Source organism: Paracoccus sanguinis (genome assembly GCF_012689545.1).
Lineage (GTDB): Bacteria > Pseudomonadota > Alphaproteobacteria > Rhodobacterales > Rhodobacteraceae > Paracoccus > Paracoccus panacisoli.
In genome coordinates this window covers 2,817,975-2,840,024 of the sequence record NZ_CP051542.1, presented here as the reverse complement: position 1 = coordinate 2,840,024, position 22,050 = coordinate 2,817,975, and the positions used below count along the sequence as shown (strand labels likewise).

Here is a 22,050-nt window from a genome sequence, read left to right as displayed (position 1 = left end):
AACCCGCCGGCCCTGCGCCGGCGGGTTTGTCGTTGAAGGGCGCCCCGCGGGCCGCCATAACTTTGTTCAACTCGGATCGGAGAGTGCGATGGCGGTAGCAGGCTTGGGTCCGGTGATCGGACCGGCAGTCGTCCTGATGGGGGCCGCCGTCATCGCGGTGCCGCTGTTCCGGCGCCTCGGCCTCGGGTCGGTGCTGGGGTATTTCGCCGCGGGCGCGCTCGTCGGCCCCTCGCTGCTCGGCCTGTTCACGGACCCCGACACGATCCTGCATTTCGCCGAACTCGGCGTGGTGATGTTCCTCTTCATCATCGGGCTCGAGCTGCGGCCGCAGAAGCTCTGGACGATGCGGGGGCAGATCTTCGGTCTCGGGCTGGCACAGGTCTCGCTGGCCGTCGCGCTGCTGACGGCCGCCGGGATGCTGCTCTTCGGCCTGCCGCTGGTCACGGCATTCGTCGCCGGGGCGGGCTTCGTGCTGTCCTCGACCGCCGTCATCATGTCGACGCTGCAGGACCGGGGCGAGATCGCCAGCGCCGAAGGTCAGAAGGCGGTCTCGATCCTGCTGTTCGAGGATCTGCTGATCGTCCCGCTGCTGGCCATCGTCGCGGTCCTCGCGCCGGGCGGCGAGGCCGAGGGCGGGGCCATGGCGGTCCTGCTGCCGCTGGCGGGGCTCGCCGCGCTGCTGGTGGTCGGGCGCTGGCTGCTCGACCCGTTCTTCGGGCTGCTCGCCCGCGCCCGCTCGCGCGAGGTGCTGACCGCGGGCGCGCTGCTGGTGGTGCTGGGCGCGGCCTTGCTGATGGAGACGGTGGGCCTGTCGATGGCGATGGGCGCGTTCCTCGCCGGGGTCATGCTGTCCGGCTCGAGCTATCGCCACCAGATCGAGACCGACATCGAGCCGTTCCGCGGCCTCCTCATGGGGCTCTTCTTCCTCGCGGTGGGGATGTCCCTCGACCTGCGGGTGGTCGCGGCCGAATGGCCGCTGCTGTTCGCCATGCTCGCCGCCTACGTGGTGGTCAAGGCCATCGCCATCTACACCGTGGCGAGGGTCTTCGGCAGCTCCAACATCGCTGCGCTCAAGCGCACCGCCATGTTCGCGCAAGGGGGCGAGTTCGCCTTCGTGCTCTACAGCGCCGCGGCCTCCGGCGGCGTGATCGACGCGCGCGAGAACGCCATCTTCGGCTCGGTCGTGATCCTGTCCATGGCGTTCACGCCGCTGATCCTGATCGCCGCAGACCGGCTGCTGCGCCGCGACGCCTCGATGGAGGGGGTGGAGCGCGCCCACAACCTGCAGGGCCAGGCGCTGGTCATCGGCTTCGGCCGCTTCGGGCAGATCGCCCTGCAGATGCTGCTGGCGCGGGGGGCGCCGGCGTCGATCATCGACACCGACCCGGACCGCATCCGCGAGGCCGAGCGCTGGGGCTTCAAGGTCTATTTCGGCGACGGCAGCCGGCTGGACGTCCTGCACCACTCGGGCGCCGAGGATGCCGAGGTCATCATGGTCTGCGTGGACGACCCCAAGGTGGCGGCCCGCATCGTCGAGCTGGTGCGCCACGAGTTCCCGCAGGCCAAGCTTCTGGTGCGCGCCTATGACCGCAGCCACGCGGTCGAGCTGATCCACGCGGGCGTCGACTACCAGATCCGCGAGACGGTCGAGTCGGCCTATCTGATGGGTGCGCAGGGCCTGCGCGCGCTCGGCTGCTCCGAGGCCGTGGTCAGCGAGACGCTGCAGGACATCCGGTCGCGCGACAACGAGCGGCTGGGCCAGCAGGTCCAGAACGGCGCCATGGCCGGGCGCGACCGCCTGTATCAGACGCTCACCCCCGAACCTCTGGTCAAAGCGAAAAAGGACACTGCATGACGACGATCCTCGGTCTTTCCGGCAGCTTGCGCCGGGCGTCCTTCAATGCCGGCCTGCTGCGCGCCGCGGTCGAGCTGGCGCCCTCCGGCGTCACGATCGAGGTCGGCGACATCCGCGACGTGCCGCTCTACGATGCCGACGAAGAGGCGAAGTCGGGTCTGCCGGCCGGGGTCCAGCGCCTGCAGCAACAGCTTGCCGCCGCCGACGGGCTGCTGCTGGCCACGCCGGAGTACAACAACGGCATCCCCGGCGTCTTCAAGAACGCCATCGACTGGATGTCCCGTGGCGAGGGGCTGCGGCTCTTCAAGGGCAAGCCGGTCGCGGTGATGGGCACCTCGCCCGGCGGGTTCGGCACGATCCTGTCGCAGAACCACTGGCTGCCGGTGCTGCGCTACCTTCGCTGCTCGATCCGCGCCGAGGGGCGGCTGATCGTCTCGCGCGCCGGAGCCATCTTCGACGACGAGGGCAACCTGCATGACGAGAAGACCCGCGAGCTGGTCCGGGAGTTCGTGGCCGAGTTCGCCGATACGCTCTGAGACGAGCAAAGGCCCGGCACAGCGGCCGGGCCTTTTCGGTCTTGCTCGGATCAGGCCGCGGTCACTTCGCCGGGCCGGCACCGAAGATGAAGGCCGAGAAGGTGGGCGAGCCGAAGGCGAGGTCGCGCCCGGTCACGAACCCGTCCCCGTCGGGGTCCGAGTTCTTGAACTCGTCATCCGCCGTGGCCAGCACCTCGTCGCGGGTCGCGATCTTGTCGCCGTTCGCGTCCCAGTAGGCAAAGATCTCCTGCTTCATCGAGGTGAAGTCCTCGGACTTGCCGTTCAGCTCGGCGACGTAGCTGAAGCCGGGGTCCCAGGCCATGAACTCGGCCTCGTCCACCTGCCCGTCGTTGTTGCTGTCCATCGACGCCCAGACGAGCCGGGTGAACTCGCGGAACTCGTCGCGGTCGATCTTGTCGTCGTTGTTGGTGTCGAAGGACGCGGCGATGCGGCGCATCACGTCGATCTCTTCGGGAAAGTTCTGCGCGGCCAGCGGGGCGGCCAGCGCGACGACGAGCGCCAGTCCGGTGAGCGTGGTCGGCGTCAGCTTCGAAGCCTTCATGTCGTTCTCCTCCTCGATGGTGCGGCCCGGCAGGGACATGGTGTGGTCTCGGCATCCTCACGGCGCGGCGGCCGCGCAGCCGCCGCGCCGGGTTCTTTCCAGGTTCAGATCTTGCCGTCCTTCATCAGGCCGAAGCGCTTGGGGAAGTACCACTGCAGGACCTCGCGGAACTTGGACGAGTCCGGGCGGGCCCAATTGCGCATCAGCTCGGAGCCGAACTGGATCGCGGTGATCGGCGTGGCCCCGGCCTGCCGCATCCGCTCGATCGCGGCGTGATGGGCCACCGGCGAGATGCCGCCCACGGCGTCCTCGACCGGGTAGCAGTGCAGCCCCTCGGCCTGCATGTCGATCACCGGGAAGGTCAGGCAGACCTCGGTCCAGAGCCCCGCGATAACGATGTTCTTGCGCCCGGTGGCGAGGATGGCGTTGCGAAAGTCCTCGTCCTCCCACGCGTTGACGCCGCTGCGGTCGATTTCCTCGACGTCGGGCAGCTCGGCCAGGATTTCCTCGGCGGTGCCGGTGTTCACGCCCATGTCCACGCCGACCGTCGAGACGATCACCGGCACGTCGTAGGCACGCGCGAACTTGCAGAGCGCGATGACATTGAGGTTGATCTCCTCGGCCGAGGACGAGGTCACGGTGCGGTACTGCTCGGGCTGATAGTCGATCAGCGCGATGGCGCAGTTCTGCGGGGTGAGCAGCCGGTCGGAGGTCTGGTCGCGGATGGGTTCGGGCTCGGTCTTGGGCATGGGGTCCTCCCTCAGGGGTCTTCGCCGGGTTTGGTGGTGAACAGGTCGGCCCATTCGGGGTGGCGGGCATACTGGGCGCGCACGTAGGGGCAGACCGGGATGATGCGGAACGCGTTGGCCCGCGCATCCTCGAGCATGAAGTCGAGCAGCGCGTTGGCTACCCCCTTCCCGCCCATGGCGTCGGGCACGCCGGTGTGGTCGGCGCTGATCACGCCGTCGCCCCGGTGGGTGAAGGTGATCTCGCCCTCGGCGTCGATGCCGTCGATGCGGGCGACATAGCGGCCGTGCCGGCCCCCGCTGTCTTCCTTGGTGATGGTGATGTCGCTCATCGTCTCAGAACTCCCTCTTGAGGATCGTGCGGTCGATGGAGAGCGGCCCCGCGCCCCAGGCGGCGAGCAGCAGCGCCGCCACCGTCCAGATCGCCGAGAGGCCCTCGGCCTTGAACTGGACCATGTGCAGGAAGGTGGCCCCGCCATCGGCGCCGAGGTTGCGCAGCCCGTCGGCGGTGAAGAGCGACGCCTGCCCGGGCAGGGCCGCGATCCCCTCGGGCGTCAGCAGGGCGGTGCCGTAGGGGTGGGTGACGTGGAACCAGTAGGTGACGGCGAGCATCACGCCGTTCGCCAGCGCCGCCGGTCGGGTGAGGAACCCGACAAGGATCATCAGCCCCCCGACGAACTGCAGCACGGCGAGGACCGCCGACCACAGCCAGCCGGGATACATCCCGATGCTTTCGGTGAACCCCGCCATGGCGAAGGGCGCGGTGATCTTGGGCCAGCCCTCGACGATCAGCATCGCGCCGACCAGCACCCGCAACCCGAGATGGGCCAGCGGCTGTGCCACGCGATCGTAGAACGGCCCGAGGCCGGGCAGGATCAGCGGCGTGTCGTTCCTGTCCATGAGCACCTTCCCCCCGTGCGGGTCTGACAGTTTCACTGCACGCACTCTGCGGCAGGCTGACGTTCGCCTCCAGCTAGTTTTCTCTAATCCCGCGTTCCAGCCTACCGAACACCTCGCGCCTTGGCGAGAGGGTTCGTCGGCGCCATCTTGGTCGCAAGCGGCGGCACGGCCCGCCGGATCAACGGAGGACACCATGCGCAAGATCGTTGACACCACCACTGCACCGCGCGGCCATTGGGTCGGCGACGGCTTTCCGGTCCGCTCACTGTTTTCGCATATGTCGGGCCGGTCCGAGACCACGCCCTTCCTGATGCTCGATTACGGCGGGCCGCATCATTTCGAACCCGCCACCCGCCCGCGCGGCGTCGACGTCCACCCGCACAAGGGCTTCGAGACCGTCACCATCGTCTATGAGGGCGAGGTCGAGCACGGCGACTCGACCGGCCGCGGCGGCGTCATCGGGCGCGGCGACGTGCAGTGGATGACCGCCGGCGACGGGATCCTGCACAAGGAGTTCCACAGCCACGACTACACCGCCAGGGGCGGGATGTTCGAGATGGTCCAGCTGTGGGTGAACCTGCGCGGCCAGGACAAGTCCGCGGCGCCGGGCTATCAGAGCATCACCGACGCCCAGATCCCGGCGGTCGATCTGCCCGATGGGGCGGGGCGCGTCCGAGTGATCGCCGGCAGCTACGGCGACGCCAAGGGCCCGGCCTCGACCTTCACGCCGATGGACGTGCTGGACCTGCGGCTGAACGCCGGGGCGACGACGACGCTGACCCCGCCCGAGGGCTGGAACGTGCTGGTCGTCGCGCTGTCGGGCGAGGTCACGGTGAATGCCGAGGCCAAGCTCACCGGCCCCGCCGTGGCGCGCCTCTCGCGCGAGGGGGGCGGCGTGGTGATCGAGGCCGCGAGCGACGCCAAGCTGCTGTTCCTCGCCGGTGAGCCGATCGACGAGCCGATCGCCGCCTACGGCCCCTTCGTGATGAACACAGAGGGCGAGATCCGGCAGGCGATCCAGGACTTCAACGCCGGAAAGTTCGGGCGTCTGTAAGCGCGCCGGGCGGCGGGGCGACCCGCCGCCCGCCCTTGCAAGGAGTGTCACATGGACCAAGACATCACGCTGGGCAGCCGCACGGGTCTGCCCGAAGACCTGCTGTTCCTGACGCGCAAGCACCCACGCGGCACGTGGCGGGGGCAATCGGCGCTGGCCGGAACGGGCGAGATCTGGCTGGCCAACCACGATTACTTCCGCGCCATCACCGCGAAGATCGCCGACCAGCTGACGCGGCTGCGCGAGGACGGCGAGACGACCTATGACAGCGCCCCGGGCCTGCGGCGCCACATCGGCAGCCTGCTGGGCAGTCTCGACGGCCACCACCGGATCGAGGACCACCATTACTTCCCCGCCTTCCAGCGCGTCGAGCCGCGGCTGGTCCGGGGGTTCGAGATCCTCGACGCCGATCACCACCTGATCCACGACGCCATCGACGAGCTGGCGGCGGTGACGCAGGCCAGCCTGCGCCGCCTCGGTCAGGCCGAGGGCGTGATGACCAGCGACCAGAAATACGCGGTCGACGATCTGGCCGCGACGGTCGATCGCATCGCGCCCCTGCTGCGCCAGCACCTGGCCGACGAGGAGGACATCGTGATCCCGCTGATCCTCGAGCGCGCCAAGGCCGACCCGGAGTTCGGCGCATGACGACGATCCTCATCCTGCTGATCGCCGGGGTTCTGGGCGGGGTCCTGCTGGGGCTTCTGGGGGTGGGCATGGCGCTGGTCGCCGTGCCCGCGCTGGTGTTCTCGCTGCCGCTGCTGGGCGTGCCCGCGGCGCAGGCGCCACTGGTGGCGCTGGCGACCTCGATGGGGATCGTGACCATCGGATCGCTCAGCGCGGTCACGGCGCATCACCGCATGGGCAACGTCGACTGGGCGCTGTTCCGGCGCATCGTGCCGTTCAGCCTCATCGGCCTGCTGGCCGGATCGGCGCTGGTCACGGTGCTGCCGCCCATGGCCCTGCGGGTGATCTTCGCGGGCTTCCTCGTGTTCATCGCCGCCCGGATGCTGCGCGGGCGCAAACCTTCGCCGGGTGCGGGATCGGCTCGCCACGACCGGCTGGCCGGCGCCGCGATCGGCACCGCCGGGGCGCTGATCGGCGCGGGCGGCGGCGTCTTCATGGTGCCCTATCTCTCGGCCCGCGGCGTCAGCATGGTCCGCGCGGTGGCGAGTTCCGCCGCCATCGGCCTGCCGGTGACGGTGCTGGGCTTCGTGTTCCACGCGCTCCGCCCGCTCGCGGGGATCGCCGCGCCGATGCTGGGCTCGGTCCATCTGCCCGCGCTGATCGGGCTGGGGCTCGGCGGGGTGATCGGCGCGCCGTTCGGGGCGCGTCTGGCCGCGCGCCTGCCGGGGGATGCGCTGAAAAAGGGCTTTGCCGTGCTGCTGCTGGTGCTGGCCGCCGCGCTGGCCCTGGGATTGTAGGAGCAAGAGAATGCCAAGCTTACCTGCGCCGCGCCCGCTGGCGCGCGACCCGCGCGCCTGGGCGCTGATCCTCGCCGCGACGCTCACGATCCTGTCCAACGCGACCATCAGCCCCGCCCTGCCGGGGTTGGAGGCGAGTTTCGCCGACCACCCCGACGCCGCCCGGCTGGTGCGCCTTCTGGTGACGGCGCCGGCGCTCGCCGTGGCGCTGATCGCGCCCTTCGCCGGGATCATCACCGACCGCTTCAGCCGCCGCCGCCTGCTGCTCGGGGGGATCGCGCTTTACGCGGTGGCCGGGACCGTCGCGGCGTTCATCCCGACGCTCGAGGGGATGCTGGTCAGCCGCGTGGTGCTGGGCATCTCGTTCGCGGCGATCATGGTCGCCCAGACCGCGCTGATCGGCGATTATTTCGAGGGCGCCGCGCGGGGCCGGTTCATCGGCTGGCAGATGGCCGCGACGAATTTCGGCGGCTTCGTCTTCATCCTCGCGGCCGGCTGGCTGGCGGCGATCTCGCCGCGCTGGCCCTTCGCGCTCTACGCCGTGGGCTTTGCCTATCTGCCCTTCATCGCCGCCGTGCTGCGCGAGCGGCCCGCGACCGGCACAGGCAAGCCCGCGCATCGCCCCGCGGCAGAGCCCGCCGCCCCCGGCTGGGCGGGGCGCGTCGCGGTGCTGGCCGGCATGGCGGGCATGACCTTCGTGATGTTCTACATCGTGCCGGTGCACCTGCCCTTCTACCTCGCCAGCCTGGGCCTGGCGGACCCCGCGCTGACGGCGCAGGTGATGGCGGCCACGACCGTGGCGGGCGGGCTGACCGCGCTGGGCTTCGGCCGGGTCCGGGCCCGGCTGGGCGGCCGGGTGACGCCGGCGCTCGGCTATCTGATCGTGGCGGCGGGGTTTTCAGCGATGGCGGCGGCGGGGGGCGTGGCCGGGCTGATCGCGGCCAACGCGGTGCTGGGGATCGGGCTGGGGCTGGTGATGCCGAACTTCATGACCGCCGCGCTGAACGTCGCCCCCGCGCATCGGCGGGGGGCGGCCTCGGGCGCCATGACCACCGCGATCTTCACCGGCCAGTTCCTGTCGCCGCTGCTGACCGGGCCGCTCTTCGACGCGCTCGGCTATCCCGGCGGGCTGCGCGTCGCAGGGCTCGTCGCGGTCGGTTTCGCCGGTCTCGCCGCGCTGGTGCTGGCGGAGCGCTAACCCGCCAGCCAGCCCTGCACCGCCGTCAGATCGGCGCCCGACAACTCGTGCCCGGCCTCGATCAGCCGGGCATCGACATCGGCCCCGCTGGCCTTCAGCGAGGCCTCGAGCGGCGGGGCCATGCGGCCGTAGGGGTCGCGCGCCCCGGTCGTCATCAGCACGCGCGTGCCGGTCAGATCGGCCGCGGGGGCGTCGTCCAGAACCTCGATCCCGCGCAGGAGCACCGCGCGCCGCACCACCCCCGGATGCAGCCGCAGGATCGCGCCCAGCAGGTTCGCGCCGTTGGAATAGCCCAGGAACGTGAGCGCGTCGGCGTCGAGCCCGTAGCCCCGCACCGCGCCCGCGACGAACCCGGCGAACGCCTCGGCCTCGGCGGCGATGTCGGCCTGGTCGTAGGTGAGCGGGTCGAGGCGCCGGAACCAGCGGTTGATCCCCTCTTCGGTCGACCGCCCGCGCACCCCCAGCAGGGTCGCGCGCGGGTTGATCCGCGCGGCCAGCGGCATGAGGTCGGTCTCGGACCCGCCCGTTCCGTGCAGCAGCACCAGCACCGAGCCGTCGGGATCGTCCGGCGTGTGGAAGCGGTGGACGAAGGGCAGGTCGCGCATCGGCATCCTTTCCGCGCCGGGCCGCGCGAACTGCGGCAGGATCACCCGCAGGTCGGCGGCGCGCGCCTGATCGTGGGGCGGGACGAACAGGGTCTCGCCCAGGTGCTCGGCCGGCTCGTCCACGGTGAAGCCCGGCGCATCGGTCGCATATTCGAAGAGCGTCCCGGTCGGCTCGCGCACATAAAGCGACATGAAGTACTTGCGGTCATGAACCGCGGTCGCGCCGTCATGATCGCGCAGCGCGAGCCGCATTGCCCGCACCGCCTCGACGTCGGGGGCGCGGAAGGCCACGTGGTCGAACACGCCCGTGCCCTGACCGCCGGTCACGAACCCGGCCGACCCGCGGATGTCCACCACATCGCTGTCCGACGCCATGCGGATGAACGGACCGTCACGGCGTTGCTCGGCATAGCCGAAGCGGTGAAGGAAGCCCGCGACCGTCTCGGCATTCTCGGTCAGGATGGTCACCCCCCGGATCCGGGTCGGCGCCGTCGGATCGTCAAGCGGCGCCTCGGCCGGCATCTCGAGGCCGACCAGCTTGACGATGATCCCGTCCGGGTCGCGCAGGCGCAGGACGCTCTCTCCCATCTCCTGCGCGGGGCCGCTGACCGGCACGCCCGCCCGCATCGCCCGCGTCAGCCATTCGCCGAGGGAGGACGGCGCGACGGCAAAGGCGGTCTCTGAGACCTGCCCCAGACCCACGCGCCCCGCCGCCCCGTCCTGCCAGACGAGAAACGTCACGATCGAGCCCGGGCTGCCCAGCCGGTCGCCGTAGAACAGGTGCAGCTGCTCGGCGTCCTCGTAGCCGCCGGTCTGCTTGACCAGCCGCAGGCCCAGAAAACCCGCGTAGAAATCCACGTTCTTCTGGACGTTGCGGGTCAGGGCGGTGACGTGGTGGATGCCGGTCGTCACGCGGCGGCCTCGCGTGCGAGCACGCGCTGCACCGCCTCGTCGGCGGCCAGACGGTCGTGCAGCGCCTGCACGTTCGGGAAATCGGCGATCCCGTCGGGCAGCATCTTCACGCCCCAGCGGATCATCGGAAACGCATAGGCGTCGATGACCGAGCGCGTGCCGCGCCCCTCGCCCAGCACCCAGTCGCGGCCCTCGAGATGGGTGTTCAGCGCGGCCATCTGCTTGCGCACGAGCTTGTGGCCGGCCTCGACCACGGCCTTCTTCGCCGCGTCGCCCTGATCGACCGTGTAGCGATAGGGCATGAACACCGGCCAGAAGGCCGCGTGCATGTCCGAGGTGAAGAACGCCGACCAGCGATGCGCCTCGGCCCGCTCGCGCAGGCTGTCGCCGCCCGCCAGCCCGGCCTCGGGGTGCTTGTGCGCGAGGTATTCGAGGATCGCGCCCGCTTGGGTCAGCAGCCAGCCGTCGTCCTCGCGCAGCGTGGGCACCGCGCCGGCGGGGTTCACGGCCAGCAGCTCCTTGCTGCCGATCTGGACCTTCACCGCCTCGTAGGGCGCCCCGATCCATTCCAGCACGATATGCGGTGCCAGCGAACAGGCACCGACGGCGTAGTACAGCGTGGTCATCAAGCCCTCCCCCTTTTGGCGCAAATCTTTCGCGCGCGGCGCGGCTTGTCCAGCGAAAGCCGCGTTCGGGGGCGCCGAACGCGTTCCGGTTGATCGGTTTGCCGCAGCGGGCTAGCGTCAAGCCCAAAGCAGGAGGCACGCATGAGCTGGAACCCCGCCCTCGCACCCGCCTGCCCCGACGAGATCGGGGTCGAAGCCATCGAGACGCTGATCATCCCCCGCGCCCGCGACCTCGGCGGGTTCGAGGTCAAGCGCGCCCTGCCCGCGCCGCGGCGGCAGATGGTCGGGCCGTTCATCTTCTTCGACCAGGCCGGCCCCGCAGAGTTCCTGACCGGGCAGGGCATCGACGTGCGCCCGCATCCGCACATCGGGCTGGGCACCGTCACCTATCTCTACCGCGGCGACTTTCACCACCGCGACAGCATCGGCACCGATCAGGTGATCCTGCCCGGCGCAGTCAACTGGATGGTGGCCGGCAAGGGCGTGACCCACTCCGAGCGCACGTCGGCCGCGGGCCGCGCGGGGCCGCACAGCCTCTACGGCATCCAGACGTGGATCGCGCTGCCCGAGGAGCGCGAGGACATGGACCCGATCTTCGAGCATCACGGCAAGGACAGCCTGCCCGTGATCGAGGCCGAGGGCGTCCGTGCCAACCTGATCCTCGGCCAGGCCTACGGCGAGCGCGCGCCCGCGACGCTTTACTCGGAGACCTTCTATCTGGACGTGACGCTTACCCCCGGGGCGCGCTTTCCGCTGCCCGACGACCACGAGGATCGCGGGCTCTACATCACCGAAGGGTCGGTCCGCATCGCCGGACAGGATTTCGCCGCCGGACAGATGATGGTGTTCCGCCCCGGCGACAGCATCACCGTCGCCGCCGGTGCGCAGGGCGCGCGGCTGATGGCGCTGGGCGGGGCGACGCTGAACGGGCCGCGCCATGTGTGGTGGAACTTCGTCTCGTCCTCGCGCGAGAAGATCGAGGAGGCCAAGCGCGAATGGCGCGCCGCCGACTGGGGCATGGGGCTCTTCGACCTGCCGACCGGGGACCGGGCGGAGTATATCCCGGCGCCAGAGTAGGTCGCCGGGCGCCTCGGCACCGCCGCCCGCTCGTGGGATTCGAGGCCGGGCCGACGCGCGCGCCGTGGCCCGTCGGCAACAGCGCGCGTCCGCAAGGGCCGCGTACTGACGCTCACCCTTCCCCTCAGGCCCGCCGAGGCTTAGGGTGCCGCGCATGACCTGACATCTGGTCCTTCGATGTAGCCCGGTGCCCCGCCTGCTGGTGGGGCGTGGCCATATGGAAGGCTCCGCCATGTTCAGGAACTACATCGACCAGCATCGCCTGGTCGGCGCCGTCGACTCCCGGCTCGATGCCGCCTCCCCTGCCCTTCATCCCCACGCTCCGCAACTGCGGCGCCTGCTGGTCCGCTGGCTTCCCACCATGGCGCTGGGCACCCGCACCATCGCCGAGGGGCGCGACCCGCAATGGGCCCGCGACCGGTCGAGCCGGGGCGAGCGCCTCTATCGCCTCGGCGCCGAGGGCGAGTTCGCCGCGCGACGGCTGGCCAGCGACCTTCTCTTCGACGTCGAGCGGCTGGTGATGATCGGCGCCGACGACGCGCACCCGTTTCGCGCCCGCGCGGTGCGGGCGCTGCGAGGGATGCCGCACTGGACGGCGCTCACCGACTGGGACGACTGGGAGGGCCCCCCGGAAGACCTGTCCCGGCGCCTCGGGCTGTCGCAGATCCTTGTCGCGGCGGACGAGGCCGACCGGCGGCGCGGCGAGGACGCCCGCCACGCCAGCCCCGCCCGGCTCACCTCGGGGCGTCTGACGGGCCGCCGCACGACGACGCTGGGCGAGGTTCTCGCGCTGGGACGCGAGGCGCGCAATTGCCTGTCAAAGCACGGCGCGGCGCGCGAGAGTATCGCGGCCGGCCACGACGTCTGGGCCCTGCGCGACGGGCCGACGCTGGTGGCGCTGATCAAGGTCGGTGCGGACGGGGTGGTCCGCCAGTTGCGGGGCCCGGGCAACGGCACGCGCTTCACGGGCTACCTGCTCGACATCGTGCAGTTCTGTACGGCGGCCGGGTTCAAGGTGGGAATGGGCATCGAGGTCAAGCTGGCCGACCTGATGCCTGCGCCGTTGCAGGTGACGAACGACGCCGGGCTCGACCTCGCGCGGCTGATCCGCGGGGTGCCCCGCTGACGACGAAGCCCCCGCCGCGCGTCCGGGCGCGGCGGGGGCCTCGCAGAGCACCGGGGGCGCTCGACGCGCCCCCGGGTCGTCCCATGGCGTCAGCGGTTCCCGACCGAGAGTTCCGCAGCCTGCCGCCCGCGCAGCAGGGCATAGGCCGCCCCGGCCGCGACGAAGGTCGCGGGCGCCGAGAAGCTGCCCAGCGCACCGCCTGCCAGATGCAGGATCAGCCCCAGCACCGACGCCGCGATCCAGGCGCCCAGACCCGCGGGGTTCACCGCAGGGGTGTCGCGCAGCCGGAAATGCGTCGCGTCGTGATCGACGCCGCCCCGCCCCTCGGTGACGATATGGACCAGCGCGATCGCCACCCAGGCGACCACGAAGATGCCCTGATAGGCCAGCGCCTGCAGGATATAGTGGAACACGTCGGCCAGCATCAGCACATAGGCGATCACCCCCACCACGCAGGCCCAGACGACCTTGGGCAGCCGCAGGCGGAAGGCGGTCTGGGCAAAGCTCTCCATGTTGACGGCGGCGAGATAATAGTTCGCGGTGTTGATCCGGGTCTGCGAGATCCAGACGAAGGCCAGCCCGGCAAAGCCCATCAGCTGGATCAGCGCGAGGACGACCGAGACCTCGGTGACGCCGCCCTCGGTCGGCAGGCTCGCGGCCAGGAAGATGCCGACGAGGCCGTTGAGCAGGAAGGCCACGAGGTAGAAGGGCGCGCCGAAGTTCACCTTGGCGTGGTATTCGCGGTCCTCGTCGCGGCCGAAGCGGGCGTAGTCATAGGTGAACATCATGAGGATCCAGACCCCCATGAAGGCCACGAAGCAGTTCCACCAGCCGGTCGCAGGCGCCCCGCCCGCGGGGCCGAGCTTCAGCCAGGCGTCCGAGTAGCCGTATTTCGAGATCGCCAGCACCACCGCCGACAGAAGCCCGATGAGGTAGAAGGGCAGCAGCACGCCGTTGAACTTGTCGAGCCAGTTCTGGATCGACCCGAAGATCAGCAGCACCGAATAGACCACGACGATGAGCGCCGCGACCGGATAGGCGATGCCGGCATAGCTCTGCAGCGCCAGCGCGATCACCGAGCCCTCGAACACGGCGTAATAGATCGCGGTGGCAAAGAAGATCAGCGTGGCGACCGCCGCCCCCGTCTGCCCCAGCAGGATGCGCGAGAAGAGCGAGACCGACAGCCCGGTGCGGATCGCGTGCCGCACCAGCACCGCGTTGACCGCGGCATAGGCGATCACCGAGAGCACCAGCCCGATGATGGCGTTGACCGAGCCATAGGCCAGCGCCAGCGAAGCGGAGACGACGAGATAGAACATCGCCGAGCAGACCGACCACCAGGCCATGGTCAGCGGCATCCGCCCCATGCGCTGATCGGGCGGAACGGGGCGATCGGAAAACTCCAGCCCTTCGGCTGGATCGACAGCGGTTTCGAGACTTCCGGCCATATGCGTGCACTCCCTGCTGAACGGGCCGCCTTGTCTGCCCGGATGGGGCGCGGCCTCTGGACTGCGGGTCATGGTGGGGCGACCGGATCAGCGCGTCTTGCGCGGGGATGCACGAAGATTTGCATCTGCGCGCGCCGCCCCGCGCGCGGCGGTCGGCGGGGCCCGAAGGCCCCGGCCGTCAGCCCTCGGACTGGCGCTCGGCGCGGCGGCGCCAGTCGCTCGGGGTCATGCCGAAGCGGGCGCGGAAGAGGCGCGAGAACTGCGCCTGGTCCGAGAACCCGAAGCGATAGGCAATGACCGCCAGCGGCACGGCGCGGGCGGTGGCGATCTCGTCACGCGCCGCGATCAGCCGCTCGTCGCGGATGAACTGCGACACGGTCGCCTCGGTATCGCCGAACAGCTCGTGCAGGTAGCGCTTCGAGATGCCGCAGGCATCGGCCACGAACTCGGGCGAGAGCGCGGGATTGGGCAGGTTCTGCCGGATCACCTGCTCGGCGCGGCGGAGATGCCCGGCGCGGACCGAGCTCTGCGCCTCCTCCCCCCGCCCGCGCGTTCGTCCAGTGCCAAAGCCAGCACCTCGACGATCTGCCGCCCGAGGATGTTGGCTGCGTGCGACTGGCTGAGCGGCAGGGCCTGCAACTGCCCCATCATCGCGGTGAAGAGCGCGGGCAGCCCTGCGCCCGCGTCGATCGCCTGGGCGCAGAACCGGTCCGGGCTGCGCAGCTTTTCGGACAGCGCGCGCTTGCCGACCTTGAGCACCGCCAGCTCGTTCGGCGCGCCATAGCTGAACCGATAGGGCTCGTCGCCCCGCTCGATGATGAAGCCGCCGGGGTTGCAGCGGACGCTGCGCCCGAGCTGGTGGAACTCGACCGCGCTGCGACGGGGGACGGTGACGAGGTAATCCTCTTCGGTCGTCGAGGTGATGTGGCGGGCGTGACGCTCGTAATGCAGCGGCTCGGTCTCGAGCCGCGACAGCGACACCGCCCCGATCTGGCGCCGCTCAAGCTGGCCGCAGAAGCGGTCGGCATCGCGGAACGTCAGGTGCAGGGGAAAATAGGTGTCCGCGATCACCCGCTCCCACTCGGCGGCGCGATGGGCCGGGTTGGTTCCGGCCGTGCAATAGGCAGTCGACTCCATCCGCCATCCCCCAAGCGCGGTGAGACATCGTGCCGCGCCCCCGGTCGCCCGATCAAGAATTTTTCGTGTCGACCGTGGGCTGGTGCGCGGATCGACAAGAGCGGGCGCGCCCGGCGGCAAATCCGCGCCTTGCGTGCACGGATCGTCAAGCAATCGCTCACTTCGCTGCAAGCGCGCCGGACACGATCGCGCCAGTCTGGAGGGATCAGAACCGGCGCCCTGCACGCCGGCAGACACGGGAGGAAGCACCATGCCCAGACGCAATGTCGATCCGATCACCCTGTCGGTGGTCCGCGGCGTCCTTGAGACCACCCAGCGCGAGATGACGCTGACGCTGGAACAGACCGCACGGTCGAGCGTGTTCAACCTCGCGCACGACTATTCGACCGCGCTGTTCAACCACACGCCCGAGATGATCCTGCAGGGGCAGGACATCCCGATTCACCTGGGCAGCCTGATTCCGGCGATGAAGTCCGTCGCCAGGTTCTTCGAGGGCGACATCCACGAGGGCGACCTGATCCTGCACAACGACCCGGCCTATGGCGGGTCGCACATCATCGACACCTGCATGTATTACCCGGTGTTCTACCAGGGTGAGCTGGTGTTCTGGACCGTGTGCAAGGGCCACCTGACCGACATCGGCGGCCCGGTGCCCGCAGGCTACAACCCCAACGCCACCGAGATCTTTGCCGAGGGCCTGCGCATCCCGCCCGTCAAGCTGTGGGACCGCGGCAAGCCGCGCCGCGACGTGATGAACCTGCTGCTGACCAACATGCGCGCCCGCCGCGACCAGGAGGGTGACTTCAACGCCCTGATCGGCGCCTGCCAGGTCGGCGCGCGCGCGCTCGTGCGGCTGATGGACAAGTACGGCAAGGACGTGGTGCAGGACTGCATCGCCGAACTTCTCGACATGGCCGAGGCGCATATGCGCAAGCTGATCGCCACGGTCCCCGACGGCACCTACACCGGCACCGCGATCCTCGAGGATGCGGGCCACGGCTTCGGGGACTTCGAGATCACCGCCACCGTGACCATCAAGGGCGACGGCTGCCACATCGAGATCGCCTCGCCCCCGCAGGTGCCCTATTTCATCAACAGCTACGAGGGGAACAGCCACTCGGGCGTCTATCTGGGCTTGATGATGTTCGCCCAGCTGCCGCCGCCCTACAACGAGGGGCTCTATCGCTGCGTGACGACCGACATGGGGCCCAAGGGGACGCTCTGCAACGCGAAATCCCCCGCCCCGCACATGAACTGCACCACGACCCCGATGGAGACGCTCACTGACGCCGTGCGCCTCGCCTTTGAACAGGCGGCGCCGCAGAAGGTCTCGGCGAGCTGGGGCCACGCCAACGGCTGCAACATCGCCGGCTGGGACACCCGCCACGACGAGGAATACGTGACGATGGTGCTCGCCTCGATCATCTCGGGCGCCGGCGCCACGGCCAGCCAGGACGGCTGGCACGCCTGCGGGCCGGAGTGCTGCTTCGGCGCGCTGACCTCGGGCGACATCGAGATGCTGGAACACAGCTACCCGATCATCATCCACCGCTATTCGCTGATGGAGGACTCGGGCGGGGCCGGCAAGAACCGCGGCGGCTCGGGCACCTGCTGGGAGGTCGAGCCGATGGACAAGCCCATGACGCTCATCACCTTCGGCGAGGGGCGGCGGATCCCGGCGATGGGCGCGGCGGGCGCCAAATCCGACATGATCGCCCCCAAGGTCGGCCGGCTTGAGGTCACGCGCAACGGCGAGACGCAGATCATCACCGAGAACGTGATCGAGACGATCCAGCCCGGCGAACGCGCCGCCAACAAGAACCCCGGCGGCGGCGGCTACGGCAACCCGTTCGAACGCGACATCGCCCGCGTGATCGAGGACGTCCGCAACGGCCTCGTGAGCATCGAGGGCGCGCGCCGCGACTACGGCGTGGTCTTCGCCGATCCGGCGACCTTCAAGGTCGATCACGCCGAGACCGAACGCCTGCGCGCCGCCTGACCCCGGCCCGTTCTTTCCTGCCCCAATATCCCGCGGGGTCCGGGGGCGCGAAGCCCCCGGTGGTCCCGCCCGAGACAAGGTTTGACCCCATGCAGAACCGTTACCGCCTCGGCATCGACGCCGGGGGCACCTTCACCGACTTCATCCTCGCCGACCGCGAGGGCGACCTGCGCATCTTAAAGGCGCTCTCCACCCCGACCCGGCCGACCGAGGCGATCCGCAACGGCCTCGCCATCATCGAGGAAGAGACCGGCCTCTCGCCGCGCGAGATCGTCTCGAACGCCGATCTGTGCATCAACGGCACCACGGTCGGGCTGAACGCGCTGATCACCCACACCGGCGCCAAGACCGGGCTGATCGCCACCAAGGGCCACGAGGACAGCATCGAGATCCGCCTCGGCCACAAGGAAGACGGCTACCGCTACGACCCCGAATATCCGCCGGCCACGATGCTGGTGCCGCGCTACCTGCGCCGCGGCGTGCCCGAGCGGGTGCTGTCGAACGGCACCGTGCACACCCCGCTCGACGAGGAGGCGGTGCGCGACGCCTGCCGGCATTTCCTCGCTGAAGGGGTCGAATCGGTGGCCATCAGCTTCGTCTGGTCGGTCCTGCACCCCGATCACGAGAACCGCGCGGCCGAGATCGTGCGCGAGATGATGCCCGACGTGCGCCTGACCGTCGGCAGCCAGCTCTATCCGCAGGTGCGCGAATATACCCGCACCTCGACGGCGATCGTCAACGCCTATCTCGCCCCGATCCTGCAACGCTATGTCGAGGCGATCGACGGCTATTTCCAGTCGCTCGGCGCGCGTCACCCGGTGCGCTACTTCCAGTCGAACGGCGGGCTGGCGCTCGGCCGGATCGTCTCGGACCAGTCGGTCTACGCGATCAACTCGGGCCCCGCCTCAGCCCCGCAGGCGGCGCTCTGGCTGGGTGAGCCGTGGGGGTTCAAGGACATCATCACCGTCGACATGGGCGGCACCAGCTTCGACATCACGCTGACCCGTGACGGGCGGGCGAACGTGTCGAAGAACATCGACTTCCTGCGCTACCGGATCGGCATCCCAATGATCCAGGTCGAGACGCTGGGCGCGGGCGGCGGGTCGATCGGCTGGATCGACGCGATGGGGCTGATGCAGATGGGCCCGCAGTCGGCAGGCTCCGAGCCCGGCCCCGCCTGCTACGGCCAGGGCGGCACGCGGCCCACGACCACCGACGCGAACCTCGTCCTCGGCTATCTCAGCCCCGAGGGGCTGGTAGGCGGGCGCCTGCCGCTCGACCTGCAGAAGGCGCGCGAGGCGATCCGCATCCATCTGGCCGAACCGCTGGGGATCAGCATCGAACAGGCCGCCTACGGGATGTTCACCATCGTCAACAACAACATGGTGAACGCCATCCGCCGCGTCTCGGTGGAACGCGGCTATGACCCGCGCGACTTCGTGCTGAACTGCGCGGGCGGGGCCACGGGGGCGCACATCACCGCGCTCGCCCGCGAGATGGGCATCCGCAAGATCCTCGTGTCGAAACTCGCCTCGGGGCTCTGCGCCTTCGGCCAGATACTGTCGGACGTGAAGTACAACTACATGGCCCCCGCCCCGATCCGGCTGGAAGGCGCCAAGGCCGCCGCGCGGCTCGACTCGCTCTTCAACGAGCTCGAGGCCCGCGGCCGCGCCGATCTGGCCGAGGACGGGTTCGCCGACAAGGACATCACCATCCGCCGCAGCCTCGACATGCGCTATGTCGGGCAGGTCCACGAATGCACCGTCGACGTCGATCCGTTCGAGGTGAACGAGGCCTCGCTCGACCGGCTCAAGGCCGCCTTCCACGCCCGGCACGAGGAGCTCTACACCTACGCCGAGCCGCAGAGCCCGGTCGAGATCGTCAACGTCGAAAGCGCGATCACCGGCGGCGTGGACAAGCCCGGCCGCATCACCATCGCCGCGGGCGAGGGCGCGCACGCCGCGCTGGCCGGCACGCGCGAGATGATCTTCAAGCGCGACGGCCAGGCCCACGAGACCCCCGTCTACGACGGCGCGAAACTGGGCGCGGGCGACCGCGTGACCGGCCCCGCCGTCATCGAGGAGGTGACGACGACCATCGTGATCGAGCCCGGCTGGTCGGCGGAACTGGACGCCTCGGGCGTCTATATCGTGACGCTGGCGCCGTCCGAGGGCGTGACGGCCATCGCGCGGATGATCAAGGAAACCGCCTGAACCCCGACCCGGGCGGCGCGCCCCAGCCGCGCCGCCCGGCCCTACAGATAGGGCGGCGTGCAGGCCGAGACGACCTCGGCCGCACGGTCGCCGACATTGCGAAAGGGGTGCGGCCGGCGCGAATCGAACAAAAAGCCGTCGCCGGCCTTCAGCACCTCGGTTTCCTCCCCCACCGTCACCTCGATTTCGCCCGCGATGACGATCCCACCCTCGTGCGCCGGATGCTCGAGCATCTGGTCGCCGGTGTCGGCGCCCGGCTCGTAGCGCTCGTGCAGGATCTGCAGCCCGTGCGCGCGGGCATCGCCCACCTGCCGGATCACGATCCGCCCGCGCGGATCGTCGAGCGCCGCGTGCAGCCGGGCGGTCAGGTCGCGCATCTCGCCGGGCCGGAAGAAAACCGCCTGCGACGCGGGCGCATCAGGTTCGAAGAACTCGGACATCGAGAGCGACAACCCGCCCAGTATCCTGCGCAGGGATGCCACCGAGGGACTCGACCGATTCGTCTCGACCATCGAGATCTGCCCATGCGGCACCCCCGCCGCCTCGGCGAGCTGCCGCTGCGACATCCCGGCCTGCACGCGCAATTCCTTAAGCCTCGCGCCGATGTCGAACTCGTCCACTTCCTGCCCCCGCCGCCCCGGACCTGTCGCCGGGCGCGCGAAGTCTTGTCGCCGGGCGCACAGGATCACCGATCCATCTTGCGTGCAATCTTGAGCGCGGGGTAGCGCAGGGTCAACCCGAACCATGAGGTCTGCCCATGTCCCGCGCCGCCGATCTGTCCGCCCGCAAGTCCCGCGCCGTCGCCCGGGGCGTCGCCACCCGCGGCATCTTCGCCGCCCGCGCCGAGAACGCGGAAATCTGGGACGCCGACGGCCGGCGCTTCCTCGACTTCGCGGCCGGCATCGCCGTCACCAACACCGGCCACCGCCACCCCCGCGTCATGGCCGCCGTGGCCGCGCAGGCCGAGGCCTTCACCCACACCTGCTTCCACGTCGCCCCCTACGAGGGCTACGTCCGCCTTGCCGAGCGGCTGAACGCCCTGACCCCCGGCGACTTCGCCAAGAAGACCATGCTCGTCACCACCGGGGCCGAGGCGGTCGAGAACGCCGTCAAGATGGCCCGCGCCTTCACCGGCCGGTCCGGCGTCATCGCCTTCAGCGGCGGTTTCCACGGTCGCACGCTGCTCGGCATGGCGCTGACCGGCAAGGTCTCGCCCTACAAGAAGGGCTTCGGTGCCATGCCCCCCGAGGTCCATCACGCCCCCTTCCCGAACGCCTTCCACGACATGCCCGAGGCGGTCGCCCTGACCGAGCTCGAGCGTCTGCTCGCCGCCTCGGTCGACCCCGAGCGCATCGCCGCGATCATCATCGAGCCGGTGCAGGGCGAGGGCGGCTTCACCATCGCGCCGGCGGGCTTCCTGCGTGCGCTGCGCACGCTCTGCGACCGGCACGGGATCGTGCTGATCGGGGACGAGGTGCAGGCGGGCATGGCGCGCACCGGGCGGATGTTCGGGTTCGAGCACGCGGGCGTCGCCCCCGACCTCGTGACGATGGCCAAGGGGCTGGCGGGCGGCTTCCCGCTGTCGGCCGTCACCGGTCGGGCCGAGATCGTGGACGCCCCGGCGCCCGGCGGACTGGGTGGCACCTATGCCGGCCATCCGCTCGCGGTCGCGGCGGCCGAGGCGGTGCTGGACGTCATAATCGAGGACGACCTCTGCGCGCGCGCCGATCAGATCGGCCGGGTGATCCGCGACCGGCTGACGGCGCTCGCCGCCCGTCCGGGCTTCGCCTGCATCGGCGAGGTCCGCGGTCTGGGCGCGATGAACGCGATCGAGTTCGTGACCGACCGCCGCACGAACGCGCCCGACGCGGCGATCACCTCGGCCATCGTGGCCGAAGCCGAGGCGCGGGGCCTGATCCTGCTCGCCTGCGGGACGCGCTACAACGTCATCCGCCTGCTGCCGCCGCTGACCATCCCGATGGATCAGTTGGACGAGGCGCTGGACATCCTCGAGGCCTCGATCGCCGCCGTCGCGCTGCGCGCGGCCGCCTGACCCGCGACCGCCTGACCCTCGGCCCGGGCGTCCGCCGCCCGGGCCCACGGCGCCCGGCTTGCCAAGCACGGCGGCCGGGCGCAGACTTTCGCCCATGCGACGGCAGCGCCAAGGCCGGGGCGGGGTCCGCCCCGCACCTCGGCAGGGATCGGGAGGCAGGCGCATGACCCGGCACGTCACCATCAGCTACAGCGCCCTGCCCGGCACCGCCGCCGGGGTGGCGCGCACCGGCGGCGCGGTGGTGATCGCCGATCGCCCCGCGGGCGTCGCGGGCGGCGAGGGGCTGGGCGCGAACGGCGCGCAGTTGCTGGCCGCCTCGGTCGGGGGCTGCTTCTGGAACGACCTGCACAGCATCGGCGAGCGGCTGGGACTGTCGGTCGCTGGCGCCGGCGTCGAGGTCGAGGTGGTGTTGGCCGGCCAGCCATCCCGCGTCGTCCGCATCGAGGTCGAGGCGCGGCTGCCCGCCAGCGCCCGCCCGGTCTTCGAGGCCGCCTGCGCCGAGACGATCATCGGTCAATCGCTGATGGCCGCGTTTCCGGTCCAGTTCCGCATGACCGAGATCGGCTAGAGGGCGCAGCC

General features: G+C 70.3%; 22 protein-coding genes. 12 read left to right on the top strand and 10 right to left on the bottom strand.

Going from position 1 to position 22,050, the window contains the following annotated elements; translation table 11 throughout:
• Positions 1 to 112 precede the first annotated feature (112 nt).
• Positions 113 to 1,855, top strand: a complete 1,743-nt coding sequence (locus tag HGN31_RS13570) for a monovalent cation:proton antiporter-2 (CPA2) family protein (protein ID WP_168783547.1) — start codon at positions 113 to 115, stop codon at positions 1,853 to 1,855.
• Complete coding sequence (locus HGN31_RS13565) at positions 1,852 to 2,391, top strand: NADPH-dependent FMN reductase (RefSeq protein WP_168783546.1); 540 nt, start codon at positions 1,852 to 1,854, stop codon at positions 2,389 to 2,391. The genes HGN31_RS13570 and HGN31_RS13565 overlap by 4 nt, the downstream gene beginning before the upstream one ends.
• 61 nt (positions 2,392 to 2,452) lie before the next feature.
• Here the strand turns inward: HGN31_RS13565 and HGN31_RS13560 are convergent, their stop codons facing one another.
• The 4 genes from HGN31_RS13560 to HGN31_RS13545 form a co-directional block, all read right to left on the bottom strand.
• Entirely contained in the window at positions 2,453 to 2,992 is a 540-nt protein-coding gene (locus tag HGN31_RS13560; protein WP_168783545.1) for an EF-hand domain-containing protein, read from the bottom strand.
• Positions 2,993 to 3,057: 65 nt separating this feature from the next.
• A complete protein-coding gene (locus HGN31_RS13555; RefSeq protein WP_168783544.1) occupies positions 3,058 to 3,702 on the bottom strand; it encodes an isochorismatase family protein in 645 nt (214 codons plus the stop codon).
• An 11-nt stretch (positions 3,703 to 3,713) separates the two neighbouring features.
• Positions 3,714 to 4,031, bottom strand: a complete 318-nt coding sequence (locus HGN31_RS13550) for a GNAT family N-acetyltransferase (RefSeq protein WP_168783543.1) — start codon at positions 4,029 to 4,031, stop codon at positions 3,714 to 3,716.
• A 4-nt stretch (positions 4,032 to 4,035) separates the two neighbouring features.
• Positions 4,036 to 4,599, bottom strand: a complete 564-nt coding sequence (locus HGN31_RS13545) for a DoxX family protein (RefSeq protein ID WP_168783542.1) — start codon at positions 4,597 to 4,599, stop codon at positions 4,036 to 4,038.
• A 193-nt stretch (positions 4,600 to 4,792) separates the two neighbouring features.
• Here HGN31_RS13545 and HGN31_RS13540 point away from each other — a divergent pair, with 193 nt between their 5' ends.
• Genes HGN31_RS13540 through HGN31_RS13525 form a run of 4 tightly spaced genes read left to right on the top strand, consistent with a single transcriptional unit; the run spans position 4,793 to position 8,275 of the window.
• Complete coding sequence (locus tag HGN31_RS13540; protein ID WP_168783541.1) at positions 4,793 to 5,653, top strand: pirin family protein; 861 nt, start codon at positions 4,793 to 4,795, stop codon at positions 5,651 to 5,653.
• A 51-nt stretch (positions 5,654 to 5,704) separates the two neighbouring features.
• A complete protein-coding gene (locus HGN31_RS13535; RefSeq protein WP_168783540.1) occupies positions 5,705 to 6,301 on the top strand; it encodes a hemerythrin domain-containing protein in 597 nt (198 codons plus the stop codon).
• Complete coding sequence (locus tag HGN31_RS13530; protein ID WP_168783539.1) at positions 6,298 to 7,077, top strand: sulfite exporter TauE/SafE family protein; 780 nt, start codon at positions 6,298 to 6,300, stop codon at positions 7,075 to 7,077. The genes HGN31_RS13535 and HGN31_RS13530 overlap by 4 nt, the downstream gene beginning before the upstream one ends.
• 10 nt (positions 7,078 to 7,087) lie before the next feature.
• A complete protein-coding gene (locus tag HGN31_RS13525; RefSeq protein ID WP_168783538.1) occupies positions 7,088 to 8,275 on the top strand; it encodes an MFS transporter in 1,188 nt (395 codons plus the stop codon).
• Here HGN31_RS13525 and HGN31_RS13520 read toward each other — a convergent pair.
• Both HGN31_RS13520 and HGN31_RS13515 read right to left on the bottom strand, forming a co-directional pair.
• On the bottom strand, positions 8,272 to 9,792 hold the full coding sequence (locus HGN31_RS13520) for a VOC family protein (protein ID WP_168783537.1): 1,521 nt from the start codon (positions 9,790 to 9,792) through the stop codon (positions 8,272 to 8,274). The genes HGN31_RS13525 and HGN31_RS13520 overlap by 4 nt on opposite strands.
• A complete protein-coding gene (locus HGN31_RS13515) occupies positions 9,789 to 10,418 on the bottom strand; it encodes a glutathione S-transferase family protein (RefSeq protein ID WP_168783536.1) in 630 nt (209 codons plus the stop codon). Before HGN31_RS13515 ends, HGN31_RS13520 begins: the two co-directional genes overlap by 4 nt.
• Before the next feature lie 141 nt (positions 10,419 to 10,559).
• Between HGN31_RS13515 and HGN31_RS13510 the strand changes: the two genes are divergently transcribed.
• Both HGN31_RS13510 and HGN31_RS13505 read left to right on the top strand, forming a co-directional pair.
• Complete coding sequence (locus HGN31_RS13510; RefSeq protein ID WP_168783535.1) at positions 10,560 to 11,495, top strand: pirin family protein; 936 nt, start codon at positions 10,560 to 10,562, stop codon at positions 11,493 to 11,495.
• Positions 11,496 to 11,727: 232 nt separating this feature from the next.
• Positions 11,728 to 12,621 carry a hypothetical protein gene (locus tag HGN31_RS13505; RefSeq protein WP_168783534.1) on the top strand — a complete coding sequence of 298 codons (894 nt, stop codon included), beginning with the start codon at positions 11,728 to 11,730 and terminating at the stop codon, positions 12,619 to 12,621.
• An 89-nt stretch (positions 12,622 to 12,710) separates the two neighbouring features.
• Here the strand turns inward: HGN31_RS13505 and HGN31_RS13500 are convergent, their stop codons facing one another.
• The 3 genes from HGN31_RS13500 to HGN31_RS13495 form a co-directional block, all read right to left on the bottom strand.
• Positions 12,711 to 14,069 (bottom strand): purine-cytosine permease family protein, encoded by a 1,359-nt coding sequence (locus tag HGN31_RS13500; protein ID WP_036730955.1) that lies wholly within the window; start codon positions 14,067 to 14,069, stop codon positions 12,711 to 12,713.
• A gap of 178 nt (positions 14,070 to 14,247) precedes the next feature.
• The gene (locus HGN31_RS16565) at positions 14,248 to 14,556 is read right to left on the bottom strand and encodes a helix-turn-helix domain-containing protein (RefSeq protein WP_244961033.1); all 309 of its coding nucleotides are present in this window, start codon (positions 14,554 to 14,556) and stop codon (positions 14,248 to 14,250) included.
• On the bottom strand, positions 14,553 to 15,206 hold the full coding sequence (locus HGN31_RS13495) for a cupin domain-containing protein (RefSeq protein WP_244961031.1): 654 nt from the start codon (positions 15,204 to 15,206) through the stop codon (positions 14,553 to 14,555). The genes HGN31_RS16565 and HGN31_RS13495 overlap by 4 nt, the downstream gene beginning before the upstream one ends.
• A 250-nt stretch (positions 15,207 to 15,456) precedes the next feature.
• Between HGN31_RS13495 and capB the strand changes: the two genes are divergently transcribed.
• Both capB and capA read left to right on the top strand, forming a co-directional pair.
• Positions 15,457 to 17,205 (top strand): caprolactamase subunit beta, encoded by a 1,749-nt coding sequence (capB, locus tag HGN31_RS13490; RefSeq protein WP_168783533.1) that lies wholly within the window; start codon positions 15,457 to 15,459, stop codon positions 17,203 to 17,205.
• 89 nt (positions 17,206 to 17,294) lie between these two features.
• On the top strand, positions 17,295 to 19,418 hold the full coding sequence (gene capA / locus HGN31_RS13485; RefSeq protein ID WP_168783532.1) for a caprolactamase subunit alpha: 2,124 nt from the start codon (positions 17,295 to 17,297) through the stop codon (positions 19,416 to 19,418).
• 41 nt (positions 19,419 to 19,459) lie between these two features.
• Here the strand turns inward: capA and HGN31_RS13480 are convergent, their stop codons facing one another.
• The gene (locus HGN31_RS13480) at positions 19,460 to 20,038 is read right to left on the bottom strand and encodes a cupin domain-containing protein (RefSeq protein WP_244961029.1); all 579 of its coding nucleotides are present in this window, start codon (positions 20,036 to 20,038) and stop codon (positions 19,460 to 19,462) included.
• Between the two features lie 137 nt (positions 20,039 to 20,175).
• On the opposite strand from HGN31_RS13480, the gene gabT reads away from it, so the two are divergent.
• Together gabT and HGN31_RS13470 are read left to right on the top strand one after the other, a co-directional pair.
• On the top strand, positions 20,176 to 21,471 hold the full coding sequence (gabT, locus tag HGN31_RS13475; RefSeq protein ID WP_168783530.1) for a 4-aminobutyrate--2-oxoglutarate transaminase: 1,296 nt from the start codon (positions 20,176 to 20,178) through the stop codon (positions 21,469 to 21,471).
• 163 nt (positions 21,472 to 21,634) lie between these two features.
• The gene (locus HGN31_RS13470) at positions 21,635 to 22,039 is read left to right on the top strand and encodes an OsmC family protein (protein WP_168783529.1); all 405 of its coding nucleotides are present in this window, start codon (positions 21,635 to 21,637) and stop codon (positions 22,037 to 22,039) included.
• The last annotated feature ends 11 nt before the right edge of the window (positions 22,040 to 22,050 follow it).

Bases quoted from the DNA above. Each gene is read 5' to 3' on its own strand.
- HGN31_RS13495 (WP_244961031.1), bottom strand. From the start codon at position 15,206: ATGGAGTCGACTGCCTATTGCACGGCCGGAACCAACCCGGCCCATCGC.
- HGN31_RS13470 (WP_168783529.1), top strand. From the start codon at position 21,635: ATGACCCGGCACGTCACCATCAGCTACAGCGCCCTGCCCGGCACCGCC.
- HGN31_RS13550 (WP_168783543.1), bottom strand. From the start codon at position 4,031: ATGAGCGACATCACCATCACCAAGGAAGACAGCGGGGGCCGGCACGGC.
- HGN31_RS13540 (WP_168783541.1), top strand. From the start codon at position 4,793: ATGCGCAAGATCGTTGACACCACCACTGCACCGCGCGGCCATTGGGTC.
- HGN31_RS13555 (WP_168783544.1), bottom strand. From the start codon at position 3,702: ATGCCCAAGACCGAGCCCGAACCCATCCGCGACCAGACCTCCGACCGG.
- gabT (WP_168783530.1), top strand. From the start codon at position 20,176: ATGTCCCGCGCCGCCGATCTGTCCGCCCGCAAGTCCCGCGCCGTCGCC.
- HGN31_RS13515 (WP_168783536.1), bottom strand. From the start codon at position 10,418: ATGACCACGCTGTACTACGCCGTCGGTGCCTGTTCGCTGGCACCGCAT.
- HGN31_RS13535 (WP_168783540.1), top strand. From the start codon at position 5,705: ATGGACCAAGACATCACGCTGGGCAGCCGCACGGGTCTGCCCGAAGAC.
- HGN31_RS13530 (WP_168783539.1), top strand. From the start codon at position 6,298: ATGACGACGATCCTCATCCTGCTGATCGCCGGGGTTCTGGGCGGGGTC.
- HGN31_RS13510 (WP_168783535.1), top strand. From the start codon at position 10,560: ATGAGCTGGAACCCCGCCCTCGCACCCGCCTGCCCCGACGAGATCGGG.
- HGN31_RS13505 (WP_168783534.1), top strand. From the start codon at position 11,728: ATGTTCAGGAACTACATCGACCAGCATCGCCTGGTCGGCGCCGTCGAC.
- HGN31_RS13545 (WP_168783542.1), bottom strand. From the start codon at position 4,599: ATGGACAGGAACGACACGCCGCTGATCCTGCCCGGCCTCGGGCCGTTC.
- capB (WP_168783533.1), top strand. From the start codon at position 15,457: ATGCCCAGACGCAATGTCGATCCGATCACCCTGTCGGTGGTCCGCGGC.
- HGN31_RS13525 (WP_168783538.1), top strand. From the start codon at position 7,088: ATGCCAAGCTTACCTGCGCCGCGCCCGCTGGCGCGCGACCCGCGCGCC.
- HGN31_RS13560 (WP_168783545.1), bottom strand. From the start codon at position 2,992: ATGTCCCTGCCGGGCCGCACCATCGAGGAGGAGAACGACATGAAGGCT.
- capA (WP_168783532.1), top strand. From the start codon at position 17,295: ATGCAGAACCGTTACCGCCTCGGCATCGACGCCGGGGGCACCTTCACC.
- HGN31_RS13500 (WP_036730955.1), bottom strand. From the start codon at position 14,069: ATGGCCGGAAGTCTCGAAACCGCTGTCGATCCAGCCGAAGGGCTGGAG.
- HGN31_RS13565 (WP_168783546.1), top strand. From the start codon at position 1,852: ATGACGACGATCCTCGGTCTTTCCGGCAGCTTGCGCCGGGCGTCCTTC.